Consider the following 25417-nt stretch of genomic DNA (forward strand, 5'->3'; position numbering starts at 1 on the left):
TCACTCGCACATCCATATCGTTCAGCCCCCTCGAAGACCGGCGTCGAGAACCGCGCGAGCCACCGGCGCGGCGACCGACCCACCGGTCGCGGCAAGCGCCCGGTCCCCACCGTTCTCCACGATCACCGCGATGGCGATCTTCGGGTTCTGCGCGGGGGCGAACGCGATGTACCAAGCATGCGGCGGCGTGTTGCGCGGGTTGGTCCCGTGCTCCGCGGTGCCGGTCTTGGACGCGATCTGATAAGGGGTCTGGTTACCTCCAGCCGTGTTGCCCTCCGACGCGATCATCAGGTTGGTCACGGTCGACGCTACATCGGCGCTGACGGCTTGGCCGACCGAGACCGGCTTGGTCTTCGACAGCTCGCTCAGATCCGGGCCCTGCAGCTGATCGACCAGGTAGGGCTCCATCCGGACACCGCCGTTGGCGATGGTCGCCGCGACGACGGCGTTCTGCAGCGGGGTCAAGGCCACGTCGCGCTGCCCGATGCTGCTCTGGGCCAGGGCGGCGTCGTCGGAGATCGGGCCGACGGTGCTCTCCGCCACCGGCATCGGGATACCCCGGTGCGGGCCGACACCGAACGCGGCCGCTTCGTCCTTGAGGGTCGAAGCGCCCACCTTGATGCCGAGTTCGGCGAAAGCCGTGTTGCACGAGCGCCGGAACGCCTCGAGCAGCGAAGCGGTCGGGTTCGGACCGCACGTGGTGCCGTTGTAGTTCTCCATCGGGGTGCTGGTGCCGGGCGGGGTGAAGGTCGGCGCGGCGGTGAACTGGTCGTCGGGAGTCGCGACGCCGTTGGCCAGCGCAGCGGCGGTGACCACGACCTTGAATGTGGACCCGGGCGGATAGGTCTGCGAGATGGCGCGATTCAACATGGGATGGTTCGGATCCGCGCTCAGCGTTTCCCACGCCTGGGTGCCGCGCGCGCCGTCGTGCCCGGACAGCAGGTTCGGGTCGTAGCTCGGCGTGGACACCATGGTGAGGATCTTGCCGGTGCTCGGCTCGATCGCCACCACCGAGCCGGTGTAGCCCTTGCGGGTCATCTGGTCGTAGGCGACCTGCTGCATCAGCGGATTGAGCGTGGTGAGCACGTTGCCGCCGCGCGGGTCCCGGCCGGAGATGAGGTCGACGAGGCGGCTGCCGAACAGCTGACTGTCGGAGCCGTTGAGTACCGAGTCCTCGGATCGTTCCAATCCGGTGCTGCCGTACTGCATCGAGTAGAAACCGGTGGCGGGGGCATACGCCTCCGGCTCGGTCGGGTAGGCGCGCAGGTACTTGTAGCGGTCGTCGGTGGCGATGGAACTGGCCAGCACGGTGCCGCCCGCCGAGATCTGCCCGCGCTGGCGGGCGTACTCGTCCAGCAGCACCCGGGAGTTGCGCGGATCGGAGCGCAGGTCGTCGGCCTTGATCACCTGTACGTAGGTGGCGTTGGCCAGCAGCGCGACGACCATCACCATCACCGCGATCGCGACTCGGCGTAGTGGAGTGTTCATGTCAGCTGCCCCGCCTCCGGTCGTCCGCCGTCGCGCCGCAGCAGCTCCGTCTGCGCGTCGGCGATCGGCGCCGGTTCTTTCTTGCGTACCGGGGCGGGTGCGCGGGCGGCATCGGAGACCTTGATCAGCAACGCCAGCAATGCGTAATTGGCCAGCAGCGAAGAGCCGCCGTAGGACATGAAGGGGGTGGTGAGACCGGTCAGCGGAATCAGCTTGGTCACACCCCCGACCACGACGAACAGCTGAACCGCGATGGTGAACGCGAGTCCGGCGGCGAGCAGCTTGCCGAAGCTGTCGCGCACCGCGAGGGCGGTGCGCAGGCCGCGCACCACGAAGACGAGGAACAGCACCAGTACCGCGGCGAGCCCGATCAACCCGAGCTCCTCGCCGATGGTGGTGACGATGAAGTCGGTCTTGGCGAAGGGCACCTGGCTGGGTCTGCCGCTGCCCAAGCCGGTTCCGGCGAGTCCGCCGGTGGCCAGACCGAACAGCGACTGGGAGATCTGGTAGCCGGTGTTGTTGTAATCGTCGAACGGGTGCAGCCAGGTCTCCACCCGGACCCGCACGTGGCCGAACAGCTGGTAGGCGAAAACGAAACCGAGGGCAAGCAGCCCGCCGCCGATGACCAGCCAGCCGACCCGCTCGGTGGCGATGTAGAGCATGACGAGCACCGTGCTGAAGATCAGCAACGAGGTGCCGAGGTCCTTCTCGAACACCAGCACGCCGATGCAGACGATCCAGACGGCCAGGATCGGACCGAGGTCGCGGCCGCGCGGGAACTCCATGCCCAGCACGTGGCGCCCGGCGGCGGTGAAGAGTTCGCGCTTGGCGACCAGCACCGAGGCGAAGAAGATGATCAGCAGGATCTTCGCGAACTCGCCCGGCTGGACGCTGAACCCGGGCAGCCGGATCCAGATCTTCGCGCCGTTGGTCTCGGAGAACTTGCTGGGCAGCAGTGCCGGGATGGCGAGGGCGACCAGACCGACCAGGCCCAGCGTGTAGCTGTAGCGCGCCAGGGTGCGGTAGTCGCGCAGCGCGATCAGGAGGGTGATGAACACGAGCGTGCCCAGCGCGGTCCACAGGATCTGCTGCGTGGCGTCGGGTGACGGGGTCGCCCACGAGTTGTATGCGGCGGTCTGCTGGTCGGCCAGATCGAGCCGATGGATCAGCACGAGACCGAGTCCGTTGAGCAACGCGACGATCGGCAGCAGCAGCGGATCGGCGAAGGGAGCGAACCGCCGCACCGCCAGGTGCGCGACCGCGAACAGCGCCAGGTAGGCCAGGCCGTACTTGGCGATATCCCAGGTGAGCGACTGTTCTTGACTGGCCTCGACCAGGAAGAGGGACACAGTGGTGATCACCGCCGCCGCCGCGAGCAGCAACAGTTCGACGTTTCGTCTGGTGCTCGGCGGTGGCGCGGGAGCGAAGCCGCCCGGGGGACTGGGAAAAGCTCCAGCCGACGGCGGTGCCGGCGCGGACATCAGTCCGTCACCCGGCAGTTCTCCCCCGCGGTCTGGGGATTGGGTGACGTGCTCGACGGCGCGGCCGGAGCCTCCGACTTCGTCGGTGTCTTGATTTCGGTGCCCCTGGCGTCACCCTGTTCCGGCGCCGGGGCCGGCGCGGCGGTGGCAGGTGCGGGCGGAGCGCCGTTCGGTGCGGGCGGTGCGGTCTCGACCGGCGGGACGACTCCCGGCTGCGGCGCCGCTTCCTTGACCGGGCACGGCGGCAGCAGTTCTCGCTGGGCGAGGTAGGTCATCGAGTCCCTGGCCTTGTCCAGCGAACCCGGCGGCAATCCCTTGTCCACCTGATCGCGGCCGGTCTGCTTCAGATCGCTGACCTTCAGCGGCTTGCACGCGGAAGGGACGTCCGCGCCGGGCTCGGTCAGGGTGAGCTCGCCGTTGCGGGTGACGCACCCGACCAGGTTCACGTCGTGGATCGAGTAGCCGAGGATCGACCCCGGCAGCCCGCGCAGGATCACCACCGAGCCGTCGTCGGCGCCCACGTAGTAGTTGCTGCGGATCATCTTGTAGCCGACCACGAGCCCCACGCAGACGGCGACGACGAGCGCCAGCGCGAGCACGATCCAGCGCAGCCGGTGCGACTTCTTCGCGGGCGGCTCGGGCGCGGCGGCGGCCCGGCGCGGAGCGGCGCGCGGCGGGCGCAAGGCGGAGGCCCGGCCCGCGGCGGTGTTCGGCGGAGGAGTGTCCTCGTCGACGCCGGACGCGGCGCCCGCCACGATCGGGTGGCTCTGGCCGTAGTCCAGATCGATGACGTCGGCCACGACGACGGTGACGTTGTCCGGGCCTCCGCTGCGCAACGCCAGCTCGATGAGCCGGTCGGCGCACTCGTCGGTGCTGCCCTCGCGCATCGTGTTCGCGATGGTCTCGTCGCTGACCACGTCGGAGAGGCCGTCGGAACACAGCAGGTAGCGGTCACCGGCACGCGATTCGCGCATGATCAGCGTCGGCTCGATCTCGTTGCCGGTGAGCGCGCGCATGATCAGCGAACGCTGCGGGTGTGTGTGCGCCTGCTCCGGCGTGATCCTGCCCTCGTCGACCAGCGACTGCACGAACGTGTCGTCGCGGGTGATCTGGGTGAGCTCGCCGCCGCGCAACAGGTAGGCGCGCGAGTCGCCGATGTGCACGAGGCCGAGTTTCCTGCCCGCGAAGAGGATTGCGGTGAGCGTGGTGCCCATGCCGTCGAGCTCGGGCTCCTCCTCGACCTGATCGGCGATGGCCGCGTTACCTTCCCGGGTCGCCGCGTCGAGCTTGCCGAGCAGATCGTCGCCGGGTTCGTCGTCATCGAGATGGGCGAGCGCGGCGATCATCAACTGGGACGCGACTTCTCCCGCGGCATGGCCGCCCATGCCGTCGGCGAGTGCGAGCAGCCGGGCGCCCGCGTACACGGAGTCTTCGTTGTTGCCTCGGACGAGACCGCGGTCGCTGCGCGCTGCGTAGCGGAGAACAAGTGTCACGATCGCAGCTCGATCACTGTCTTGCCGACACGGACGGGCGTGCCGAGTGGAACACGGACGGCGGTGGTGACTTTCGCGCGATCGAGGTAGGTGCCGTTCGTCGAGCCGAGGTCTTCCACGTACCAGTCGTCACCACGCGGAGACAGTCGCGCATGCCTGGTCGAGGCGTAATCATCGGTGAGCACCAGCGTGGAATCGTCCGCACGCCCGATCAGCACCGGTTGGGTGCCGAGCGAGATGCGGGTGCCGGCGAGTGAACCCTGAGTCACCACAAGAAATTTGGCGCCCTTCTGGCCCCGGCTGAAAGACGGCAGCACCGCGGCACCGCGTGGGGCCTTGGGCTGGATCCGAATGCCGGATGCCGCGTAGATGTCGCTGCGCAACGTGCGCAGCACAGCCCACACGAACAACCACAACAGCAGCAGGAACCCCGCACGGGTCAGTTGCAGGATCAGTCCCTGCACGGCGCTCCACCTCCTGTTCGACCGTGTACGTCGGTGCCGTAGGTGCGGTTCGACCACCCCCACCAGCCTGCTGGTCTTGCCGGCCCCGGTGTCGGCGCCGCGCGTGTGTTGGCAGCATCATAGGGCCGTCGGTCGATTTCGATCACGATACGACCGACGAATCCCTCGAGAGCCATCTCGTGACCTGCACCGCGAGCTTACGGGATCAGACGATGCGGATCAGGATCTCGGAGTGCCCGGCACGGATGACGTCGCCGTCGGCGAGCTGCCAATCCTGCACGGGGGAACCGTTCACCAGGGTGCCGTTGGTGGAGCCGAGGTCGGACAACATCGCGGTCTGGCCGTCCCAGCGCACCTCGATGTGCCTGCGCGAGACGCCCGTGTCGGGCAGGCGGAAGTGCGCGTCCTGGCCGCGGCCGATGATGTTGCTGCCTTCCCGCAGCTGGTAAGTCCGGCCGCTGCCGTCGTCCAGCTGGAGGGTCGCCGAATAGCCCGAACCTGCCTGCGGCGCGGCGCCGTAGCCTGCTCCGCCCGCGTAGCCCTGCGGCGCGCCGTACCCCGGTTGCTGGGAGTATGCCTGGCCGTAGCCGCCCTGCTCTTCCTGGCCGTAGCCGCCCTGGTCGGCGTAGTTCTGATCGCCGTAGCCCGGGTCGGTGTATCCGGACTGGCCGTACCCGGGCTGACCGTAGCCCTGCTGGCCGTAACCCTGGTCGGCGTAGCCCTGCTGGCCGTAGCCGGATTCGCTGTAGCCCGGCTGGCCGTAGCCTTGGTCGGCATAGCCCTGCTGGCCGTAACCCGGCTCGCCGTAGCCTGGCTGGCCGTAACCCGGCTCGCCGTAGCCTTGCTGGCCGTAGCCGCGGTCGGTGTAGCCGCCCTGCTGGCCGTAGCCGGACTCGCCGTAGCCGCCCTGCTGGCCGTATCCCTGGCCACCCTGCGGGTAGTCGTAGCCGTTCTGGTAGTCGCCGTAACCCTGCTGCGCGTCCGGAGCCTGGTAATCCGCCCCGTACGCGCCGCCGCGGCCGTAGTCGTCGCGGTACGCGCCGTTCTGCGGACCGCCGCGACCGGCAGGCGGTGGAGCGTACCCGCGGTTGCGTGGATCGGACTCCGCGGGCTCACGGCTCGGGTCGTAGCCTGAGTTCTGCGTCATGGGGCCAGCTCCTGGTTGCGGGTTTGCAGGTCGTTGTGGCGGTGATTCGGGGCCGCGAGCCGCGCTGGCTCTGTGTCCGACGTCGGGATCGACGCGGCCACTCGCCCTGAACTGTCCGGTGTGCAGCGTAGGTGATGCCTCGAACGCCACGTGTACTTCGCCGTAGGTCTGCCAGCCTTGGTCGCGGATGTAGTCCTGGAGGTGTTTGGCGAACGCGCGGGTGGTGAGGTCGTGGTCGGCATCCAACTGCTGGTGATCGGAGGAGTTGATCGTGATCACATAGCTGTTGGGCGCAAGCAGATGCCCGCCGCCCAGGTCCTGGACGTGGTCGGCGGCCTCGCGTTGCAGCGCCGCCTCCACCTCCTGGGGTACGACACTGCCGCCGAACACTCGGGCGAACACGTCACCGACGGCGCCTTGCAGGCGACGCTCGAATCGCGAAACGATGCCCATCTCGGCCTCCCTTCGGTGCGCGTCTCTTCCTGATTCGTAACAACGACACGCGTGTATGGCGTGTCGCTAATCGACCACGTTCATTGCATGATATCCACGATCGTCCACACCTGTAACTCTTGGCGACGGCCCCAGGTTCCCGGGCCCGTTCAGCCCCCCAGTCAGGCCTCTGAAATGGCGATTTCGTATCCGGCGCGGGGCCGTGATACTGTCTCCCAGTCGCTCGGGCGAGTGGCGGAATGGCAGACGCGCTGGCTTCAGGTGCCAGTGTCCTTCGGGACGTGGGGGTTCAAGTCCCCCTTCGCCCACAGACGGGAAGCCGTGTTTCAGGTTCATTCTGATACGCGGCTTTCCCTATTTCTGTGTTTCGAATCGCTGGTGACCCATGTCCGGGCGCGTCAGTGTCCTCCCACAGCGGGCAGTACGCCCAGTTGCTGCAAAAATCCGAGCACGTCCTTGTCGGACCACTTCTCCGCGATCTTGCCGTCCGCGATCCGGTGGATCGCCGTGCCGGTCATCGTCAATTCGTTCCCGGTCGCCGGTATCCCCGGCAGGTCGCCGGTGTGCCGGCCGTACGCGGTGAGCCGGGTGACGACCCGGTCGCCTTCCGCGAGCTGATCCTCGATCACGTGCCGTCCTGGAGTGGCGTCCCAGAACATGCGGAACGCCTGTTTGAGGCCCTCCCGACCCGGGGCGAGGCCGGGAAAGGGCGGCGGCGAGTGATCGATGTAATCCTCCGCGACGATTTCGTCCATGGCGTCGACGTTCCCCGCGTCGATTTCCTGATAGAACCGGCGGACCAGCGCCTTGTTGGCTTCCAGCGACATGATCGACCTTCCTCCTCGGGGTGCCGGGCGGCGAGCGGCCATTCACCCGAGTGTCGCACCGCGCGTGCGGCAACCTCCGACAACACTGCTCAGAAATCGGATACAGCTTGGTAGCGAACCATCAGTTCACCGGGCCGTGGCGGTCGAGGAAGCGCTGTTCGAACGCGGCGATGAAGCGCGCCTGATCGACGGCCGAGGACGAGTGCGCGAACTCGCCGTCGTCGGCGATATAGAAGATCGCCCGGTCCGACCGCGGGTTCTCGCGCGCGGGCACGTGCACCATCCAGCCGAAGCGGAAGCGCTCGGCGGTCAGCCGCGACAGCGGATACCCGGTGGTGTCCAGCTGCCGTCCGGTGACGTAGTCCCGGACCCGGCTGATCGCCGCTTCGGCGGGCATCGGCTCGGGCACCGTGGACTGCAGCCCGGCCACCGAGAACTGATAGAGCGCGCCATCGATGTCGAAGCGGCCGTCGTCGCCGAAGACGGCGGCCAGCGTGGCTCGTGTCACCCTTCCCATCTCGGCGGCGGACAACAACGCTCCTATCGCCTCCATCGCGTCCGCGCCCGGACGGTCCCCGAGCACCCCGGCCACGACCTTCATCGCCGTTTCGCGCGTCCAGACGCCCGGCACCGCGGGCGCGCACTCCTGGGCCGACGGCGACTGCCCGCGGTACCACCGCCCGGCTTCCCACCAGTAGCAGAATGACAGCAGGCCGGAAGCGGCCCGCGGATTCAAGACGGGGTCGGCCACCCAGTCCGGCGCGCCGCCGTACAGCTCGGGCATCGGTGCGCCGGCGTTGTACACAGCGTCGAGTGTCGGCGCGTTCCAGACGCCACCGGACAACACGGCGCGTCCGGCCGGAAGCGCGTGCAACGTGGAGCCGCCGCGCGCAGTGCCTTCGAACACCCCGACCCAGGGCAGCATGCGCGGACCCCATTCCGACTTCGCCGCCACAAAAGCCGCTGCGATCGTGGTCCATCGGGCCCACATCTGCGGGAATGGGGGGAACTCGTTCTCCGCGAGTACCGCCCACACCTGCTGCGCCCGGTCGGCACGGGCCTGGGCGGCGGCCTGCTGTGGAGTGCGCCGCTGCCGGTCGCCATGCCCGATGTAGGCGGCCAGCCACACCGGCACCTTTTCGCGCGGATACGCCTCGAGATCGGCGCGATACGCCTCGGGCACGAACAGCTGACCGTCCGGGAAGGGTTCGTCGCCGTAGTCGTAGGCGACCTCGATCCGGCCGGAACTCGTCATCGCGATCATCATCCGCCACCACGGGTCCGCCCCGGAGCAGGCCGCGATCGCACGGTGCTCCCGGACGATGGCGAGCACCGGCTCCGGCGGGTCTACCGACACCGCCTGCCGGCCGACGGAATACACGAGTTGGGCGATCTCACCCACCACCGTGACCGCGAACACCGCGTCCACCCGCTCCCACCCGGTCGGCGCGTGCGTCGCCAGCGCACGAGCGAGTGGGTGTTCTCTGGTCAGCCCACCGGGGGCGTCTACCACGTCGTCCTCCGTATCGATATCCAGTCACTGATCTCGCCGCACACCGCGGAGTGAGCAGTGCCGGCTGCGGTCTTTCACGGTCGCCATGACCGGAGAATTTCGAGTTCCGCCCGTGGCGGCAGCAGATCGGTGTGACCGGATAGCTGACGCACCTGGATCACGGCCTCGCTGAATTCGGTGTCGATGAATTCGATCAGTTGCGGGGTGAGTTGTCCGGCGGCAGCCAGCGGCGCCAGTTTGACGGTGTCGTTCATGACCCGCTTGAACTTCTCGAGCCGGGCGAATTTGACCATGTCGGGGCCGCCGAGTTCACGAGGCACCTCGATCCCTGGAATGAGATGGCCCAGCCGGGCCCAGTCGTAGGCGCTCGGACCGTTGACGGCGAGTTCCCAGTCGAGCAGGGTCACGCGTAGCTCGTTACTGATGAGGAAGTTTCCCTCGTTCGGGTCGGCATGCAGGATGTGGTGGCGGGACTCCCGCATCGATCGAGCCTCATCGATCAGCGGTTCGAAAGGATTGCCGTGGAGCAGGCCGAACTCCTCGAACAGGTGACCGAAGCGATCGAGGTGCCGCCGATAGAAATTCTCGGTGTACCAATCGATATGATTCAGGTACCACCCGCCGGTGTCGCCCTTGGCGACGCCTGGTGGGGTCAGTTGATCCAGCAGCGGATGGTCCTCCGGCATCGCGCGCAGCTGCTCGTGGATGCTCGCGAAGGTCCGCAGTATCAGACCCTGATGGGACCGGATCGTTCGCCGGTCGGCTCGCCGGAATGTCTCGGCGAGATTCTGTCCCCGCGCGAGCCTTTCGATCAGAATCGGCGCCGATTCGTCGATGACGCGCCCGTCCGGCATGCGGCCGGTGAGAACTTTCAGTAGTTGAGGTGCGTTCCGCACGTATCGGGAGATGACCGGGAGGGTTCTGTGCTCAGGTCCGAAACGTGGATCGTAGCTGTCGGTATCAGGTCGACCGATGCGCAGGACTAAACCGAGGTCTTCGAGGAGGACGGTCGTGTTGTAGGTTCCCGTCAGGGCGTCCTGGAGCAGTGGTTGTGCTGCTCGGTACACCGTCAGGCCCTCGTCGTGAGTCATGGCGTATCCCCGGCTGCCCTCGAGGGGGCGGTATTCGTGCGCGGAGAGCAGCTGAGCGAGATCGCGGACGGTCGTGGGCGTCTCGATCAGCGGAGCGGCTGAGCGGCTTTCGGCGTCGGGTGCGGATTCGATATCGGCGCCGCGTCCGACCATGATCAGCCCGATGGTGTTCGGATCGCCGTTCCGGTCGCGGTGGGGATTGAGCGTGTACACATGCTCGGTGCCGATATCGAGCTGACTGGCGGTGGGTAGCCGGTCGTCGGCCGAACCAGGAGCGAGAACGATCTGGTCCACAGCTCGATCGAGCCACAAGGTATTAGCGGCCGCGCGCAGCACACCGATACCGTCGCCGTGCCCGATCGCGGTGGATAGCCGTACCATTCGCGACCAACTCTCGTCGCGGCTGTCGAGGGCCAATTCGCGGGTTGCGTCGTAGGTCATGAGTTCTCTCGCCACGATCTCCCCGGCTACGTCTCGGGCTTCGATGACGTTGTCCATCGGCATGGTGTCCGGCCCTGCGGCGTGCGTAGGTGCACCGCTCCCACCCGGTAAGCCGACGGTGAACATGATCGCTACGCGGGCGTCGGGGGGCGCATGCCGCTGCGCTTCCTCGTACTGCCGGCAGGCGATATCCGACCAGTTCGACGGACCGGTGATGAGCGTGTCGGTTCCGGTGACGTTGAACGCCATGAAGGATGCGCTGTCGGCTTCGCCGATCGAGATGACAGCTCTGCCGGTGCCGCCTTCGGCGATGGGATCGTAGGAGGTCAGCAGCACTGGTGCCGGACCGGAGCCGGGGCTGCGGAGCCCGAAGGCGCGGTGTCTGACCTCTGCCAGTTGCTCGCGCAGCGCGGCGAGCTGATGCCGGATTTCGGGGGCGAGCCCGGGGGATTCGAGATCGCGGGCGAGCGATAGCCGATTCGCCAGATCCCGCGCCCGGTATTCGATGCCTGCGGCGGCTCCGATGATGTGGGGATACTGTCTCAGCACCGCCAACTGCATCTGCGACACCGAGAAGTCCGTGGCTCCCGCCAGCAGGGAACCGATCGTTGTGTGCCCGCCGGTCCATCTTCCCAGCTTCATCCACCAACGCATGTTCTTCGAGACGCTGTCGAAGGTGTCCTCGAACAGATCCGGGGAATCGCTGTGGCGTAGCAATGACGAGATGCCGACCTCCGGTCCCCAGAGGCTGTGCAGCAAGTCCGCTGCGGTTGCGACGAGGGCACGCTCGTCATCGGTGATATCCCAGTCCCACGGCAGGACGGGGTCCAGCCGGTGCTCCCGAGTCGCGTATTCGATCCCCGGATGCTGACTACCCAGTCCCCACAGCGCCCGCACTGCCCAATGAAATGTCCGGTGTAGGTGCGGCTCCGATCCGATGCCGAAGAAGTCCGATAGCGCGTCGTGAATGCGCCGCGCCCGCACCTCGTGCGATCGGCGGGAGTCCGCGGCGATGATTTCTTCGTAGAGCCTGTGTATGTCGTCGGCGGCTTCCTGGAGCGAGTAGATGGCAATGTGGTTCGCGAAGCGAGTGGTGGCCTCGTTCAGCAGGTCGTCGATCTGACGCAGGTAGTCCAGTCCCAAGGCGGAGTTGCTGGTGGGGAGCAGGTAGAACGCCGCATCGAGCAGATGCGGCAGAGCAGTCGCTGCCGTCGCTGCGAACAGCCGGTCGGAGCCGGTTCGCGCCCGATCGAGCGCAAGGGCGTGGATGGGCAGCGACTCGAAGATCGTGGCGTACCTCGGCGAGAAGTCCTCGCTGGATCGCAACCGTAGCAGCGTGTCCATGACATCGGCCCACCGCGCGACCATCTGAGCCATCGTCGGGGTGCGCACGTCGTCCAGCACGACGGACTGCACAAGCCGCACATGTTCCGCATCGAGGGCGCCATCCGGCGGGAATGCATCCTCCTCAGACCAGATGCGGTGCCGCCCGGCTTCTTCGATATGGCGTGCTACCTCCTGGACATGCGCCGGGACCGTGTGATGCATGGCATCCACCGACCAGCGGTGCCCTGCGGCCGTACGGCTTACCGCGAACGCGGCGTCGAGCACGGCGGTCATGCCGGCGTGCAGGTCGGCGACGGTGCTTCGGTTCGCCCGCAGCCAGGACCCGAGCGCGAGCAAATCCCGGTAGGTGGTCGGCGTGTTGGTAGGAACGCTGTCGCCGAAGCGGCGGGCCGCTTCCGCCACGATCGCGCCCAGTAAGCGTGCCGGGTTGGTCACGCGGTCGGTCACCGATGGCGGTTTGCCGCGATGAATGGCCGACAGCTGTCCGGCGACCCGGTCGGTGAAGCCGGTCAGCAGGTGGTGGAGGGAGTCATCGGAGAGGCGTGCGGCCCAATTCCACAGGTTGTCGAATGTGGCCTCGACCCGAAAGGTCGACAGCGCAGCGCTGGCGATTCGCTCGGCTTCTCTTCGTCCACCGCCGAGGGCGCCGTGCGTGTCGTCCGCATTCGCGGCATGGGCCACCACGCCCTCGGGCAATCCCCGCGGCACGCCGCCGAGGTGATTCGCCACCGCCTGCGGCGGATCGAAGCCGAGTCCATCGAGACCACGGGCACGGTGCGGCGGAACATCCAGCGCGACAGCCGGATCGAACGCGGCCTGCGGATAGGCGCCCGGACGGACTGCTTGCGCTCGCCCGACGGTGCTCGGGCCGTGCACCCCATCTCGCGGATCGACCGTGGGCGCGGGACGGCTACCGCCCCGGAGTACGCCCTCGGGTGGTCGTGCGGGAGTGCCGCCGCGCCTGGCGTCACCGTCACCGACCTCGTCGTCTCGAGCCGCGCGCTCGTCGAGTTGCTGCGCGGGGGCGGCTTGGGCGTGGTCCGCTGACGTCCCAGCCCGTGGTGCGGGCGTGCGGGCGCCAGTCGTAGGAGCGGTCTGCGCTGGTGCGGTAGGGGGGAACCGAGTGGCGCCGTCTCCGGCGGGGCCCGGCGGAACGAGCAGCTTGCGGCCGCCCAGGCTGCTGTCCACTGCGGGAAGAGTCGCAGCGGAGTTCCGGCAGGCCGCACAGTTGTCCAGGTGCTCCTCGACCTCGGCCCCTACCTTTCGGCCCAGGCCTCTGAGTGCCCACACCCCGAGCTGCTCCATCGTGGAGCGGCATGAATTCGGCAGGTGATGGGATAGTTCGTGGAGCAATACCCGGCCGGCTGCGACACCCTGACGGCGCAAGTACGGACGGACGACATCATCCAAGTACTGGACCTCGAGCGGCTTGGAGGCGATCTTGTCGAAGATGGCAACCGTCAGGTAGCGCGTGAGCAGGAAGTCGGGCGATTGCGGTTCCAGCTCTCGGCAGCCGGGATAGTGCACGGTCCACAGTGCGTCGTGGCTGAACATCAGCCACAACGCGTACTCCTCGGGAGTGAGGACGGGATCACGTCCCGCCACCATGAGGTGGTAGCCCTCGGCATAACGACCCGCCACCATGAGGTTGTGCCCCTCTGCGCGGAGCAGACGACCTCCGACGTAGGCCATTTCTCCCCGGCGAATCTGCTTGGTCTGGGGCAGCTCGTCCCCGGACACTTTCCTCCAGAACTTCTCGAAGGCCGTCATCTCCTCGACGTCGGCGCGATTCGCCTCGCGTACCTTCGCGTCGGGGTGCATCGTCCGCTTCTTCTCGGCATCTGTTTCCCCACGACCCGGAATCACCCGTCGTTGCTGGATCGTCGCGGGTCCAGGAGTCGCATTGGGCGCCTTCAGCAGTCTCTCGGCTCCGAGAGTCAACCGTACGGCCGCGTCGACCCCCGCATAGAGCGGGGTCCGTCGAATCGCCCGCCTCCTCATCCAAGCTTTTCGCTCGCTGCTTTCGATCCATTCGCGGCCGGACGGCTCACCTTCCCGGGGCAGCGGGAATTCCCAGAAGTAGGAAAAGATCTCCTTCCACGGGCGCAGCCGCTCCATGAGTTCTTCCAGAGAGGGATCGGCGGGCAGCACATGCGCGGCAGGCACGATCAAGCGGTTGGTCGGGTCGGCGGGCACGATCAGGCCGGCGGGAGTTATGCGAATGCCGCCGCCGGTGCTCTCGCGGGCACTTGGCTGTCCGGGGCGCGGAGCCGGTTCGTGTTCACCCCACTCCTGGCCGTTTTCGGGGTTGTGGTGGAACGCGAGATGGGCGTCCTTGGGAATGATCCCAGACCTGCGCACCCCTGCGACGTGCCGGAAGCGCTCGGGGGCGAGACCGGCTGCTACAGCGGGGTCGACGTGCGGGTCGAGATGACCACTTTCGACCTCGACCGCGTAGGTGTGCGGCGCGGAGCGGCCAACTGGGCTGAGGGGACCCGGGATCGGCGCGCCGGTCTCATCGAAGAACATCGCCTGCGCGCCGAGCGGTGCCGGCGATCGCGTGGACCGGACGTGATTGGCACGCAGCACGCCCTCGACCGGGTTTCGCAGCTCGATCCGCGTGGTCCCGTCCGAGGAGAGGCGGCGCACCAGCAGGTAGGGATCTCCTTCCGGCGGGACGACCAGTGCCGAGACACCGTCGCCTCGATTGTCCGGCGACTCGTCCCACGCCCGTAACCGTGCCTCGATCTCACCGGCATGGGCGAAGTGCTGCGGCTGCCCGCCGGTCGCGGCCGCCAGGACATCGACTGTCGTATCCCCCGGACGGGGACTGGACGGTATCGCGATGTCATTGCGGCCGGTGACGTCACAGAAGTCCTGCACGAGCAGCGATATATCCGGATCGCCGGATGCTTGTCGCTGTGCCCATCGCGCCAAGAACTCCGCCGGCGACGATCCGTCACGTGTCACTGTCAGCCAATGCAGCACTCGCGCCGGATCGGTCAACGGCAAGCATGACTCGACCGCGCCGGCCCTCGCCCCTTCCGCCACACCCTCGATCGGGTCGAAGGTATCCGTCACGGGGTGCGAGAACGACAGCAGCGAGTAGTGGGGGAGCAGCGCAAGCCACTCGGTGTACCCGACATCGGCCGGTATCAGATCGAGTTGTCGGTAGAGCTCATGGGCCGCTCGCAACATCGCCGGCGCGAGGTCGTGGAGCGCCCAATTACCCTCGTCCGCTACGACGTGGATGAACTCATGGTGTGTCACCTGGTAGATCATGTCCTCGGCCGACTGCGCCCAGCGGTGGTCGGCGACCTGATCCGCCCACGCCTGTGCGAACTCCGGATCGGTGAAGATCTTCTTGTTGAGCGTGACAGTTACGTAGTAATCCTTGGTGTCGGGAGTCGTGGTACCGAAACTCTGGGTCAGGCCGAAGCCCTCGATCTCGTCGTCGAACACGAAGTACCGCAGAGCGAAGCGGCTGCCGTGTTCCGCGATCCGATCGCGCAGCGCACGGTCGACGGATTCGACGGCTTGCACTGTGACAACCGGATCCTCCCAGCCCGAGAAACGGATGCGGTGATCGTCGAACAGTTTCCGAACGATACGAGCCTTCGTGTCGAGATCTCCTCGGGGCGGCGGCTCGATGAAGCTGTCGCCGCTCGATTCCGGTCGCGGCTCGTCGAATCGGGCCCAGACCTCGCCCCACTGCTCGACACCCGACACGGTGGCAGAGTCGAGCAGCCCCCGCACCTCGGCTCCCACCTCCGCATGGCTGAACAGCGGCGCGTGCCACGTGAACATTCGGATGTCGGGAGATCGCTCAGGACGGTATTGGTCCACGTCGAACGACACGCAGAGCGATCGGGCATCGGCCTGCGTGGACATCCGCAGCATGAGCCGAGCCTTCATGTCCTGCACGGCCGTCTGTTCCTCGTACCATTCGACGCCAGACCGTTGCAGTGCGCGGGTGTACCGCTCCATGTACGTCATGGCGTTGCGCCCCGCACCGCGCACCAACTCGGATGCGGCTTCGATCTGATCCCGATCGCGCCAGCCGCACTCGCGCATCATGTCAGCGACCGCCGTCGCGACCGCCTCCAAGTCCTCCTCGGTGCGCAGACCGTCGGATGCGTAGAGCGGAAAGAATTCCAGCGTCAGATCCGGATTCGAATGTCCCGCAGTCGCAGGCAGCTCTCGTACCGCGGCAACGGCAGCCTCGTCCGGATCGAGTCCGCGCTGTTGCCATCCCCCGGAGACCCAACCACCACCATCGATGTGGAGTTCACCGAGTTCCTGTCGCCGCCCGCGCATCTGTTGCCGTTTCGCGAGGTCCGAGGGGCCACCGTCCGCGAGTGCGCCGGCGCCGTCGATGTCGTCCCAGGAAGGGACGCTTGCCTGCCCGATCAGGCCGACGTGCTTCGTAGCGCGTTGTGTTCCAGGCCGCTCGGGTGAGTCGGTCGGCTCGTGCTCGGACATCGGAGTCCGGCTCTGGTGGTTCTCAGAAGCCGGTGGGTTGGTCGTGCCCGGAGGTTCTGTAGTCGTGCGCGGGATCGGCGGCGCGACGGCCGACGGTTCGTCGACGTCGTCGTCGGGCGGTAGCGCACCGGCATCGATGGGTCGTAGGGCCCGCCCGCGGGTCATATCCGGATCACCGGGAACGATGTCTTCGCCCAGTTGCCACTGTCGAGACGCCAACGTGCTGCGACCACCCCGGCGGGTCAACCTCAGCGCATGGGTGGTTTGCGCTGTGAAGGGGGGATTCTCCGGATCGAACACCGCCTTCGGCTCCACTGCCTGCCGATCGTGTATCCAGATCTGTTCACCGTCGTTGTACAGCAGGAAGAGATGCCCGATCGTCGCACCGACCGGGCGGGCATTCACCAGCATCCCTGCCCCGGGCCCCAGATCGGCCAGGAAGTGCGCGACTTCACCGAGACCGCCATCGAACCGCTCGTGGTGCGCTCCGGCCAGCCAGGACACCGCCGCCGCCGGAACCGGTCCATCCGCGTCCACCGGCTGCTGCACGTCGAACCCGAGTTCCTCGGCATCCGCGAATGCTCCTACCACACAGGGTGGATTCACAAACTCCTCGGAGAGTGCTTCGGTCCGGGCTGCTTCGGATCCCACGAACGCAGGAGCCGGGGACTCAACGGTCGTCGGCGTGCCGGTTGTCGATGCCTGTGCCGCTCCCGCGAGCCCCGGATCGGCGGACGCAGAATCGCGGGCGTGGTCTCTGGCACAGCGCAGTCGTGCGACCACGCCAGGATGCCATTCGGGGAACTGGTACTCCTCGAACAGCGGGAGCAGCCCCTCGACGGCGCGCAGATATCTGTCGATCTGCGACCGGCTGCGGTTGTGGGGCAACCACACGTACGGGTCTTCGGAGTTCTCAGCGACCACATCGCTGACGTAGGGCTGTGAGAAGGGGCTCGAGCTGGGATCCACCGGCGCGCGAAACGCGAACGCATGGTCATAGCCGTACAAGCGATTCCGGTCGCGCATCCAGTTCATCTGCCGGTCCCAGTTGTTGATCGCCACATCGAGGAGACCCAGCTGATCTGCGTCCGGATGGCCGAGCAGGGCTTCCATAGCGGAGATGGCCCCGGGGTCATCCATCGTTCCCCGCACGGTGATACCGGGCAGCCACGGCATCCGTACGGCGCTGTCGTCGCCATCGACCGGAAGCACCGGCGGGACCGGCGCCTCCATCGCATGTCCGACCGCGGAAGCCAGGATTTCTGCGGCGCGGGCGCTTCGCGTCAGCGCGCTCTTCTCGACCACAAGGAAACCGTCGGGGTAGGTGAGCAGTTCGGTCACGCTGTTCTGCGTGAACATGTGCGCGGGCGCGGTGCGAACAGGTGGACCGGAACGTTCGGCCTCGGCCAGTCGTGCGGCGAATTCCGAGGCGGACATCATGCGACGAGGCACATTGTCATCGACGGCAAGATCCGGAGCGTTCGCCGTGGTGCTCGGAGTGCCCAGACGGCGAAGCTCTCGCAAGGTCTGGTCGAGCGATCGGGGGAATCCAGTCGGCTCGGCGAGCCAGATCAGCGCGTAACTACGCATCATGCGCGCGTATTCGTGAATCGGCAGCTCCGGATGGGCAGCGGTGACGGTTTCGTACAGCAATGTCATCGTTCGGGCGGCGTGCTGCGCCGGTTGCCAGTGGGGCAGACGCTCAGCGACGCGGGTGAAGGCGCGACGGGCCTGGTGAAGCAGATCGAAGGCCAGTCCGGTATCGCGGGATCGAGTCAGATAATGGGTCGTCACTGCGGTCAGATCGGACAGATAGGGTGCCGCGGCGACGGCGAACTCCTGCTCCGAGCCGGTTTGCGCACTAGCGAAGGCTTCCGCTTCCTCCGTCAGGGATGCCATGGCGCGGGCGAGTTCGGAATCGAATCCGAGCTCGGACCTCGAGGTCAGATACTCGTCGACGAACTCCGACCAGTCCGTTCCGCTGGTCTCCCGTACCGTTTCGAAATGCAGCCGCAAACCTTGCACCTGCTGAACCGCGGCGGCGGTGAGTCCGCGGTGTTCCGGATCCGCCGCGCTCCGTGGCGAAAGTGACGACTCCGCCGACCACGGGACGGAACCGAAGGATCGTTCGATCTTGTCCACCGAGCGGCCGAGATGTTCTGGCACGCTGTGCATGACGTTGAAATCGTTGGCCATGATGGACCCGCGCGCGCCAGCCGAGCCGGGCGTGTCGAGCGCCAACGCTCCGGCCACGGTGAACACGGTGTCGGCCGCCGCGTACAACTTTCGGACAGTCGGGAGCTGAGCGGCCAGCTGTCGGCTGACGGCGAACAGGGTCGCGTAATCGTGGATCGGGCCGGCGTGCGTTTCCGTGCCGAGCCGGTGGCTCTGCTCCCACATGACGACGCTCAAGGCCCGAGCGGTTGCCACCACTTCCGTTCCCGGCGGAGGTGCGCCGCGCTCGAGCGCGTCCAGGTGGGCGGTTGCATCGGCATGCAGACGGTCGAGCAGGTGGCGCGCGTCCTCGTCGGAAAGTCCGGCGGCCCAGGCGCGCAGATCGGCGTAGTCGGCGTTGCGGAAGTCGGGAGCCGAGGACGGTTTCGGAGTCGAGGTCTCGTTCTCGGCCGATTCATGATTCGGCGTCTCGGGCTTGCCGGGCGGCTCGTGGTCGTCGGGCTGTCCCCGCTCCCCGCCTCTCCCGGCGTCTTTCGCATCGGGTTGTTTGCCGCGGGCGAACCCGCCCTCGGTTGACTCGCTCTCTCCAGCACGATTCCACGGTGTGGTTCGCGCGGCCTCGGTGGTCGGCGGCGTAGTCGCCGCGTCGGGATGACCGCTCCATGGAGTGGTCGGACGCGGCTGTGCCGCCGACTCCGTATGGTCGGCCGACGCGTTCGACCGATCGGTAGGCGGCTTCCGCGCTGATGAATTGTCCGGATCCGGTCGAGAATGCACCGCAGAACCTCGGTGGGCGTCGCTCGGGGACTGCCTGGGGCCGCTCTGGTCCGAGGCGTCGCCCCATTCCTCGCCGGTGTGGGGGTTGCGGTTGAAGCCCATCGCCCAGAGCGGCACATCGCGGGGTACGTGCGCCGCGATCGGGCCTGGATGATCTCTGGGAGAGAGCCCGAGTGCGGCCGCCGGATCGGCGTCGTAGTAGCTGTCGACTGCGCCGTGCGGTCGGGTCGACTGTCGTCCACCCTGGGCACCGCCACCCGCTGACAGCTCGGCACGGGTGACCGGGGCGGGATCCGCCAGCGGGAGATTGCCTGTGCGCAGTGCGAAAGCCACCATCCCCGCGCGGTGATGGGTACCGAACTTCTGGTTGATGTTGGAGACGTACGTCTTCGCGCTCTGTCGGGTCAGGCCCACAGCGGCGGCTATCTCGTTGTCGTTCGCGCCTTTCGCGACCAGCTCGAGCACTTCTCTTTCACGAGGCGTCAGCTCGGGCCGGGCGGTGCCGCCTGCCGCACGCGCTTCGATCGGAGGAATGACGCCGGTGCGGATGGCGATTGCCACCGAGCCGGCTCTGGTGCCGACGCCTAGTTTTCGGTTGATCCTGGAGGCATAGGACTCCACAGTCTGCGGTGTCAGTCCGAGGTCGTCGGCTATCTCGGCGCTGGTCTTCCCTTCGGCGACGAGAGAGAGTACGTCGATCTCGCGTGGAGTCAGTTCAGGAAGATCCCGGCCGGAATCAGCTTCTTGTGTGCTGCGAGAGAGGACGTCCGTACTGACGGCCACGGCAACCATTCCGGCCCGGGTGGCGGAGCCGAGCATTTCACCGGCGCGCTCCACGAGAGAATTCACCGCGGCCACCGAGATGTCGAGCTGCGCCGCGATCTCAGGGCTCGATCTGCCGTCCGCGACCAGAGCGAGAGCCTGGATCTCGCGCTGGGTCAGCCCGGGAAGGGGCGAACGGGCGCGAGCCGCGCCGTCCTCGAGCGTTCGCGGCAAGATGCCGCTGCGGATCGCCGCCACCACCGCTGTCACTCGATCCTCGGCGCCGAGCTTGCGTTCGATGCGCACCAGGTGGGCCCGGACCGTAGTCTCCTTCAACCCGATCAATACGCCGATCTCACGGAGTGATTTGTCCTCCGCGACCAATCGGAGCTCGGTGAACTCGATATCGGTCAGCGTCCCGGTGCTATCGAGCGGCTCCATCGGCAACAGCCGGATGAATGCCTTGACCGCGTCACTCTGCAAGGGCGAGAGTTCCTGACCGTTCTCCACGGCGGATACGACGTCGATGATGCGTCTGCGCACCAGCGGGCTCAGCTCGCTGAGAAGGACAAGATCGAGCGGTCCCATCCGCGCCAGCGCCTGGCTCACCGGGTGAAGCTCCCCTGCACCCTCGGTTTGCCGATAGGCGGTGGTGATCCCGTCCTTTATCCTGGTGAAATCGTTTGCTGGACCGACACTCTCGCGGCCCTTGGCCTGTGCCGGCCGGCCCAGCTTCTGTGTGTGACCGGAACGATCAGCGGAATTCTGCACATCGGACCGCACGTCCGGCGGCGGCGTCGGGACAGGTCTCTCGGCCGCCTCTACCGGCGGTGGCGGTGGCGGTGGCGGTTGTTTTTTGCGGCGTTCGGGTTTGTCGTCCGGCTCGCCACCCATTCGGGCGACCAGGCGCTTTCCGTCCCTCTTCTTCGATTGCGGGGCGGGTGAGAGGCTCGGTACTACGCCTATAGCGGGCAGACGGCTGGGGTCCTCGTTGTATTCGAGCGAATACGGGTTCAGTCGTGGGGTAGCCGGTTTCTGCGGAGCACCCGGTGTTTCGGCGTTCGGTTCGGTCGCGTACCGGGACGCCATCGCCGGCGAGTCGGGTGTTTCGCCCAGCCCGGCGTCCAGATCAGTTTCCGGCGCGGCGAGATGGCGATCCGACAGGGGGTTGGCGATGTCCGGCTGGCGTGGCGATGTGGGGTCCGGGGTGCCCTCGGGGTCGTCCGGGTTCTCGAAGGCGCGGCCCAAGCCGACGGAATCGTTGGGTAGGGGAGTCGAAGCGCGTGGGCGCGGGATGACGGGGATGGCGTCGGCGGGTGGTTCTTCCTCCAGTGGGTAGGAGACGCCGGGGACGGTGACGTAGTCCGAAGCCGGTTTCTTTTGGACGCTGTGGTCGCGCGGGTCTTGCTGGACGCTGTGCTCGCGGGGGTCTTTTTGAACGTTGTGCTCGCGGGGGTGGTCTACGACGGTTCCCGGGGGTGTGGGGAATTCTTCTGGGCTGGTGTCGGGTTCGTCGCCCGGTCGGCCGGTTGCGGCGGTGGGGGCCGATGGTGTGGTGAAGACCTGGGAGGCGGGCGAAGCCGATGTTGCCTGCGCACTCGTGGGGGTGATAGGGCCGTGGGCATTCGGTGTGGGGCCCGCGAGCGGGCCGGTGTTTTGCGAACCGCTGGGCGGGGTGGGGCCGGTGGGTGGTTTCGGTCCGCTGGTGTGCGAGGTGCCGCTTGTCGCCGCCGGGGTGGCCGTGGCCGCCGGCGGTGCCGTGGCGACCGCCGGGGTTGCCGTGGCCGCTGCGGGTGTTGCCGTTGCCGGGCCGGCCGAGTTCACTGCGTTCGATGCGACGACGGGGCTGTGCGCTTCGGGTGTGGTGGCGGTGTGCCCCGTCGGCGCGGAGTCGGCTTTCGGTATCGCCGCACCGGCCTGTGCGCTGAGGTCGGGCGTATCGGTCCCGGCAGACACTGCGGGCGGGGTATCCGGAGCCGACTGTACGTCCCCTAGGACGTTGTCCGTTCCGATGTGAGCCGAAGGCGATGCTGTGGCGTTTCCGGTGGTCTGCTCCGGTGTCACCAAGTACATCTCGCCGGCCGGTCCGTACTCGATCATCAAAGGATCGGTGTAAGTACTGCTGCCATCGAGGACCTCAGCGCCGAAGGTGGGGATGTCCGGCTGTGTGATGGTCCCTTCGGTGAGCACATCGGTGCCCTGCTGGTCCGGACGCACCTGAGGATCGCTGAAATGGAACTGACGGGCCGGAATCGTTGTGGCCGGACCGGATTCGGGAGGCGCGGCCACCGCGACCGAGCTGCCCGCGCGCGCGGCCGGTGTGTTGCCCCAGGCAGGCCATGAGCCGCCGCGGCCAGGAGAAGACGGTGCCGAGGGGTGCGATGGTCCTCCCGATGGGTGGTCGGGCGCATTCCCGGATGATGTGATTCCGCCGCTTCCGTCCGGCAGCTGCCCCGGGCCGTCACCTCTCAGGAACGCGACGAGGGCGTCGCGCTCCGGCCCCTCCGGAAGATCGTTGAAAAGGTCGCGGAGGATCTGATCGCCCTCCGCCCTGATCGCGTCCGGCATGTCCCAATCCGCGGAACCGTCGCCGAAGCCGCCTGCGGAACGTCTCGATCCCGGCGCGTCCACCTGACTGGTGGTGGAAACAGGTTCGGTAGTCGCTGCCTGCGTCTGGGGCGGCCGACCGTCCCCGGGCGCGGAAACCCTGGCCGGTGGCGCGGCGTCGGGCGGTCGACCCGGATCCGCGGACGACACCGGTTCGGGTGCACCGGTGTACGCCCCGGCCCGCACGGCTCGCACCGATGCCCCGACCGACCCGACCAGACCGGAGCCGAATCCCGTCCACACCATGGTGGCCAGGTCTTTGCCGCGCAGTTCGCCGCCCGTCAAACCGAACGCGGTCAGCCCACCCGCCAGGCCACCGGCCATACCGCCCACACCGCCCGCGGCCACGGTGCCGAGCACCCGCCCACCCGCCCGGATCGCCCCGGGTGCGACGCGCCGCCCGACCTCGACACCGATAAGACCGCCGACAGCGCCTGCCGCCGCTCCGATCCCGACCTGCTGCCAATCCACCTTCTCCCGGTGGCCTTGCGCGATCTGCACACGCTGCGCGACATACGGGACACCGCCGCCGATCGCGGTGCCGAAGAACACGCCCTTCGTGGCCAGCATCAGTCGTGGGTGCTCCGCGACGAACCGCGCCGCCTTGCCCAGCATGGACAGCACCAAGTCGCGCTTGGCCAGTTCCATCCCCGCCCTGGCCTCGGCGCGGTCGGCGACGGCCTTCACGATGCTGCCGGGCGGGGGCATCGCCATGTCGATGATCACCTGAGCCAGCAGCGCTCCGGCGATGCCGATGATGACGTACTGCTGGTACTCGATGGCCGTCGCGTTGTCGTACAACTGCCGGGCCATGGCGTTGTTGAAATCGATCTGCGCCTGGATCTGGTCGATGATCTTGCGGTACTGCTCCCGCATCGCCGTACCGGTCTCGCCCTCGACCGCCTTGTCCAACTGCTCCAACGCCGCTTCGAGCCGATGCAGTACCGGCACGAGCGCGTTCGCCGCGTCCGACCACGCGTCGGCGGTGCGTCGCATCGCCTCCGGATCCCCCTCCGGAAAGTGCCCCAGCACCATGGTGGTCAGCCAGTCGGGGAAATAGTCCGGAATGGCCACCATCAGGCGCTCGACCGCCCGCGGGCATGCTCGACGACCAGGCGATGCAGTACTTTCGCGGGCCCGCAGGCTCCCTCACCACGCAATTCGACTTCGGCGAAAGCTTCTGCCACCGCCGCCCGAGGGTCGAACCGGTCGCCTCGGAAGCAGGCGCGGATCAGCTGGGCACGCCACTTCCGGTAGCCGCGGACGATCGTGGCGAGCGTGACCTCGCGGTCCCACGGCCCGCTGATGCGCTGGTACTCCATCAGCAGCGAGCGGTGCGCCGACTGCCGGACACCAGGAGCGGTTCCCGCTGCGAGTATCCGGCCGAGGTCGCGCACGATGGTCGAATACATCGGCTGTTCCGCCGATCCGGCTACCCGCTCGCCCGATCGAACCGCCGTCTCGACCTTTTCGGCCAGCAGCGCCGGATTCGCCAGCGTCATTCGGTCGAGCAGGATCCATCCGCCGGTGATCTCTTCGTTTTCCTCGTCGTCCGCGCGATCCAGCACCACGCGAGACACCCCGCCGTCCCGCAGATCGGTGATCTCGATCCCGGCCAGCTCGATGAAAGGATATTTGCCGAGGATGCCGTCGATGGCCGCCGCGATCTGGTCGACAGTTGGCCGCCGCACGCCGGAGGTGTCGAATCCGGTGATCCGGAGACCGTGGCGGGCGGCGAGTTCCTGTGCGGCGGCGACTGCGCTCGGGTCGGTGCGTACCCAGGAGCGCTTCGCCTCCGTCGGTATCGGCTTCTTGCGCGGTTTCGCGTCCTTGCCCGGCTTCCCCGATTTCGCCTCGCTCGGCTGGGGACCCTTGCGGCGCGGCGGAAAGGCCTGGCCCTGGGACGGACCACCGGCACCGCGCGACCACGGCGTGCCGGGAGCGTTTCGCATCCACGGTGACTCGGTAGGTGGCCTCGTCCACCGGGTTTCCGGTGTGCCCCGACTGGCCGAGGGCTGGGGCGCGCCGGGTTTGGGTGCCGCCGATGGGGCTGGATCGGCGGTCGAAGGGGTGGTAGGAGCGGGAGACGCCGGGGTTCGCGCGGCGGGCGCGGAGCCTCGCGCGATCGGCGTCGCCCGGTCCGGAACCGACGGCGTGGGGTTGGAGTTGGGGTACGGCTGCTGCCCGGTGGACCCGGGACCGTCGGTCGGACTGTAGTCGCCGGGATTCGTTCGACCGGGCGCGGCCGGGTTGGACGCGGGTTGGTAGCCGGTCTGCTCGCTTCCCAGCGCAGCCGCCGGGTCGTCCGCTGCGGCGGTGGGATTGTTCGCCGCACCGGCCGGGTCGTCCGCCGAGGTGGGCGAGGCTGCGTCCCGGGCAGGATCCGGATCGGCGGCATCCGGTGTGGAGACGGGTCGATACGGTGCCGCGCTCTGCCATCGCGGCTGGTCGAACGGGCCGCTGCCGACCGGATCGGAGCGGAACGGGTCCTGGTTACGGAGTTGGGAGCCGAGGTTCTGGTCTCGGTCCTGCAGGGCTTCGCCGCTGTCCGCGACGCTGCTGCTCATACCCCGCAGATTGTGAACCAGGTTCTCGAAGCCGGTGACTCCCTTCTCGGCCGCGGGCTCGTAGCTGTCACCGAAGACCCGGCCCGGTTCGTCGTCACCCCAGCATTCGCCCTCCGCGGCGAGCCTGTGCTTCAGGCGCGCGAGTTCCCCCTGCGCCGCGTCGGCGATGGCGGCCAGTTCCGGGGTCAGGGCTCGCAGCAGGTCCGTGTCCACCCGCAACACTCGACCCATATCCCGGCAAACCCTTCTCCCCGCGTCAACGACACCGAGAGAAGACATTGTCCTCTCGGCTCATCCCGAGG

The 25417-nt window shown here is 67.5% G+C and carries 9 protein-coding genes and 1 tRNA gene; 1 reads left to right on the plus strand and 9 read right to left on the minus strand.

What is annotated here, in order from left to right:
- Window positions 1-21: 21 nt before the first annotated feature.
- The 5 genes from QMG86_RS31745 to QMG86_RS31765 form a co-directional block, all read right to left on the minus strand.
- Window positions 22-1488 carry a peptidoglycan D,D-transpeptidase FtsI family protein gene (locus tag QMG86_RS31745; RefSeq protein WP_159840922.1) on the minus strand — a complete coding sequence of 489 codons (1467 nt, stop codon included), beginning with the start codon at window positions 1486-1488 and terminating at the stop codon, window positions 22-24.
- Window positions 1485-2969 carry an FtsW/RodA/SpoVE family cell cycle protein gene (locus tag QMG86_RS31750; RefSeq protein ID WP_159840920.1) on the minus strand — a complete coding sequence of 495 codons (1485 nt, stop codon included), beginning with the start codon at window positions 2967-2969 and terminating at the stop codon, window positions 1485-1487. The genes QMG86_RS31745 and QMG86_RS31750 overlap by 4 nt, the downstream gene beginning before the upstream one ends.
- Window positions 2969-4462 carry a PP2C family protein-serine/threonine phosphatase gene (locus tag QMG86_RS31755; protein ID WP_281876557.1) on the minus strand — a complete coding sequence of 498 codons (1494 nt, stop codon included), beginning with the start codon at window positions 4460-4462 and terminating at the stop codon, window positions 2969-2971. Before QMG86_RS31755 ends, QMG86_RS31750 begins: the two co-directional genes overlap by 1 nt.
- Window positions 4459-4926 (minus strand): FHA domain-containing protein FhaB/FipA, encoded by a 468-nt coding sequence (locus QMG86_RS31760; protein ID WP_063017079.1) that lies wholly within the window; start codon window positions 4924-4926, stop codon window positions 4459-4461. Before QMG86_RS31760 ends, QMG86_RS31755 begins: the two co-directional genes overlap by 4 nt.
- Before the next feature lie 205 nt (window positions 4927-5131).
- Complete coding sequence (locus QMG86_RS31765; RefSeq protein WP_281876560.1) at window positions 5132-6526, minus strand: FHA domain-containing protein; 1395 nt, start codon at window positions 6524-6526, stop codon at window positions 5132-5134.
- A 225-nt stretch (window positions 6527-6751) separates the two neighbouring features.
- Here QMG86_RS31765 and QMG86_RS31770 point away from each other — a divergent pair.
- Window positions 6752-6834 (plus strand) — tRNA-Leu (locus tag QMG86_RS31770).
- Between the two features lie 90 nt (window positions 6835-6924).
- Here the strand turns inward: QMG86_RS31770 and QMG86_RS31775 are convergent.
- The 4 genes from QMG86_RS31775 to QMG86_RS31790 form a co-directional block, all read right to left on the minus strand.
- Window positions 6925-7353, minus strand: coding sequence for an ester cyclase (locus tag QMG86_RS31775; protein ID WP_281876561.1), 429 nt, complete (start codon window positions 7351-7353; stop codon window positions 6925-6927).
- Window positions 7354-7474: 121 nt separating this feature from the next.
- Window positions 7475-8866, minus strand: coding sequence for a hypothetical protein (locus QMG86_RS31780; protein WP_281876563.1), 1392 nt, complete (start codon window positions 8864-8866; stop codon window positions 7475-7477).
- Between the two features lie 74 nt (window positions 8867-8940).
- Window positions 8941-23625, minus strand: coding sequence for a LuxR C-terminal-related transcriptional regulator (locus QMG86_RS31785; protein WP_281876565.1), 14685 nt, complete (start codon window positions 23623-23625; stop codon window positions 8941-8943).
- The gene (locus QMG86_RS31790; protein WP_281876566.1) at window positions 23625-25346 is read right to left on the minus strand and encodes a hypothetical protein; all 1722 of its coding nucleotides are present in this window, start codon (window positions 25344-25346) and stop codon (window positions 23625-23627) included. Before QMG86_RS31790 ends, QMG86_RS31785 begins: the two co-directional genes overlap by 1 nt.
- Window positions 25347-25417 lie beyond the last annotated feature (71 nt).

This window comes from Nocardia sputorum (assembly GCF_027924405.1).
In the GTDB taxonomy this organism is placed as follows: domain Bacteria; phylum Actinomycetota; class Actinomycetes; order Mycobacteriales; family Mycobacteriaceae; genus Nocardia; species Nocardia sputorum.